The organism is Adlercreutzia sp. ZJ176 (genome assembly GCF_011038975.1).
GTDB lineage: Bacteria > Actinomycetota > Coriobacteriia > Coriobacteriales > Eggerthellaceae > CAAEEV01.
Map to the genome: position 1 here is coordinate 1 of NZ_JAAKEC010000038.1, position 3266 is coordinate 3266.

Annotated in this window: 3 protein-coding genes; 1 reads left to right on the plus strand and 2 read right to left on the minus strand. The window is 56.8% G+C overall.

Annotated elements, in window-relative coordinates:
• Positions 1-120: 120 nt before the first annotated feature.
• Complete coding sequence (locus G7Y50_RS11745) at positions 121-1425, plus strand: IS30 family transposase (protein WP_165056815.1); 1305 nt, start codon at positions 121-123, stop codon at positions 1423-1425.
• A 280-nt stretch (positions 1426-1705) separates the two neighbouring features.
• Here the strand turns inward: G7Y50_RS11745 and G7Y50_RS11750 are convergent, their stop codons facing one another.
• Both G7Y50_RS11750 and G7Y50_RS11755 read right to left on the minus strand, forming a co-directional pair.
• Positions 1706-2758 (minus strand): IS3 family transposase, encoded by a 1053-nt coding sequence (locus G7Y50_RS11750; protein WP_165056814.1) that lies wholly within the window; start codon positions 2756-2758, stop codon positions 1706-1708.
• A 33-nt stretch (positions 2759-2791) separates the two neighbouring features.
• Positions 2792-3247, minus strand: a complete 456-nt coding sequence (locus tag G7Y50_RS11755; RefSeq protein ID WP_165056813.1) for a transposase — start codon at positions 3245-3247, stop codon at positions 2792-2794.
• Between the last annotated feature and the right edge of the window lie 19 nt (positions 3248-3266).

The window sequence follows — 3266 nt, forward strand, 5'->3', positions numbered from 1 at the left end:
ATTGTCATCTTTAATGCCAAACACCAGGCATTAGGTCTGTCAGTGTCGCAGAATGCGGGCACATCCGATGTCATAACATAGTCCCATGTGCCTTCTCGCCATGCGAGACAGGAGGCAATCATGGGAAAGGACACATACAGACACATCGGCCTGTCTGACAGACGGACCATTGAGCACGGCCTCAACGAGGGGCTATCGCTCGCAGAGATCGCCCGCCGAACGGGATTCGAGGTGTCCAGCATACGGCGCGAGATCATCCGAAATCGCTGCGATGACGGCCCTTCGTCTTCCAAGAACAAGGATAAGAACCAATGCGCCCACCTCAGGGCCTGCACGGTGCGCGGCCTTTGCGAGAACGGCTGCACGAAGAGGCTGTGCCGCGCTTGCCAGCATCCCTGCCAGACGATGTGCACCGAGTTCCACCCGAGGACGTGCCGCACCACCGAGAAAGCTCCCTTCGTCTGCAACGCGTGCGGCAGATACGCCCACTGCACCGTCACGCGCTACAAGTACTCGGCGGAATCCGCCGACGCGATGGCTCGCAGGCGCGCTAGCGAATCGAGAGAAGGGGTGGATCTCACCGAAGAGGAGATGTCGCTCCTGGTCGAGACCGTGCGCGAGGGCATTCGCAAGGGGCAATCGGTCCACCACGTATTCGAGACCTACGATCTTCCCGTGTGCGAGCGGACGTTCTACCGCTATGTGGAGGAGGAGAAAGTCCCGATCTTGTCAATCGAGCTCGCCAAGAAAGTGCGCTACAAAAAGCGCAGGAAGAGAAAGGCCGTGCACGAGGGCGGTTTCTACGCAGGCCACGAATGGGAAGACTTCCTGGAGCTGCCCGAAGAGGAGCGCGCGATCGTCACCGAGGGAGATACGGTGCTGGGACCCAAGAGATCATCGAAATGCATCTTGAGCCTGCACAGAAAAGACCTGCACTTCCAGATCTACATGCTCCTGGGAGGCAAGACCAAAGAAGCCGTCAAAGACGCGCTGGACTGGCTAGAAGCGTGCTGCGGAGGCCCGGATGCCTTCGCCGAGCTGTTCGGCGTCATCGTCTTCGACCGCGGCAGCGAGTTCGACGACATCGAGGGCATGGAGCGCTCCTTCAAAGACCCGTTCCGCAAAAGGTGCGCCGTCTACTTCGCCGATCCGTCGCGCCCGGACCAAAAGGGATCGGCCGAGAAGAACCATGTGGAGCTGCGCAAGCTGCTGCCGAAGGGGACTTCCTTCGACAGGATGACCCCACATGGGCTAGCTGAGATATGCAGCCACGTGAACTCGACCATACGCAAAGGATGCGGAAACGCCACGCCATTCGCACTTGCGAAGATGGTTTTCCCGCAAGAGCTGCTCGACAACCTAGGGCTCCGAGAGATCCCGCCACAAGATGTCATCGGAGCCCCGAACATCCTGTATCGCGATTGAGCGCGATACGTAGATAAATGATACACGCATGGCGACGATCAGGTGCGAAGACTGACAGGCTTATCGCCTGCGAAAATGCAATATGTCCGTCATAGCCGCTAAGAGGGGCTTGGAGAGGTGCGCTCCGATAGCCTGCGAAGAGAAGGTTTTCGGCGCTTTGATCGTCGCAAGTCGCCAGATTCCGCGATCATAGGTCATGCGAAATGCGATCTATGTGGCTATTTCTCGTGCAGTTTGCGCTTAGGATGTCACGGGGGTGTGGACATTTTCTTGGACATTCCTAAGCCGCTAAGCCTAGGCTCCTACGGTATTCGTTGGGACTCATCCATCCCAGCGATCTTTTGATGCGCCCCCCATTATAGAACTCTATGTAGCCATTTAATAGACGCGAGAATTCCTCGAACGACACACCCTTCCAATCCCTGCCATAGAAGAACTCGTTCTTGAGACGGCCGAAGAACCCTTCGCAGGCTGAGTTATCCGGAGAGCATCCCTTTTTCGACATAGAGCGCATGATGCCGGCATTTTCGCACCGCTCGATCCATCCGGGCCAGCGATAATGGCATCCACGGTCGTTGTGGCAGATGGGATGCTCTCCATCAGAGAGAGTCGCTATTGCGTCATCGAGCATGGTGTTCACGAGCTCTGCATCCGGATGCAAGGATATTCTCTGCGATACGACCTTGCCGTCGAAGCAGTCGATCACAGGGGACAGATAGCACTTAAAGCCCGACAACGTGAACCGAGTGATGTCAGTGAGCCATAGCGCGTTCGGTGCGTCAGCATGGAAGTCGCGCCCCACAAGATTCTCAGGAGCTTGGTCTATCTCGCCTGCGTAGGAGCTGTATCGGCGCTTTTTCGTGTTTGAGTAGGGCACTTCGAGGCCCTCTTCTTTCATTATGCGCAAGACTACCTTCTCCGAGACGATCACGGGCGTTTCGCGCTTTCTCAGGCGCACCCATATCGTTCGGTGGCCGCGGGCTCCGCCTTCGGCTTCGAACTCCTCTTTTACGAGTTTTCGCAGTTCCTTGTACTTGTCGGGAGCGGATAAGACTTTCTCCTGGTAGTAATAGCTGCTCCGAGCTAATCCTAGGTACCTCAGCAGCTCATTCAGCGGAAACGTCGTCTTCAGGGCATCGACTAGGGTTGCTTTCTCTCTGTTGGAGAGACTCCCCGGATCGATGCCCGGGTCTTTTTTTACAAGCTCGGCCGCCCCCTTCCAGATGGCGACCTCCATCTTATGGAATCTTGCTTCGGCCTCCAGCCCTGCTATCTTGTCCTTCAGAGAATCGATTTCACCCAAAAGCTCGTCTCGGCCGATGTCGTCAATCACGCCCTGCGCCTCCTCCCCCAAGAACTTCTTCCTTCAATTATAGAACGTGACCTTGTCAATGTCGTGACCCTCGATCACCTGCTTGACGGTGGGAGCAGCGACGGAGTCGAGCAGCACCTCTATGCGCTCCTCGTCCGAGAACCTCTTATGCGGTTTCGCGGTCTTGCGTTGGCCGGGTGCAAGCTCGTCTATCCATTGGCTGAGCAGAGTTCTGCTGGGGTATCCAAGCTCTCGCGCGGCCTTCGATCCGTTTTTGCCGGTAGAGAGGTAGTGCTCGACAGCGATCCTCTCCTGCTCCTCCGTGAACTTGCCCGACCACTTCTCAGGCCCTCTCACATATCCTCTTTGCAGGTAGTCGCGATACCAGCGGGACAGCGTTGACGCATCGGGGTATCCGAGCGTTCGCTTGACCGTTATCGGGGAATGCCCGCCGGTCACGTAGAGGTCAATTGCAGCTTGCTTTTCCTCTTGGGTGTGGTGGTGATACATGGCCATCTCCTTGTCTCAG

What these genes read in the sequence shown, in the direction of transcription:
- G7Y50_RS11745 (WP_165056815.1), top strand. Translation starts at nt 121, where the DNA reads ATGGGAAAGGACACATACAGACACATCGGCCTGTCTGACAGACGGACC.
- G7Y50_RS11755 (WP_165056813.1), bottom strand. Translation starts at nt 3,247, where the DNA reads ATGTATCACCACCACACCCAAGAGGAAAAGCAAGCTGCAATTGACCTC.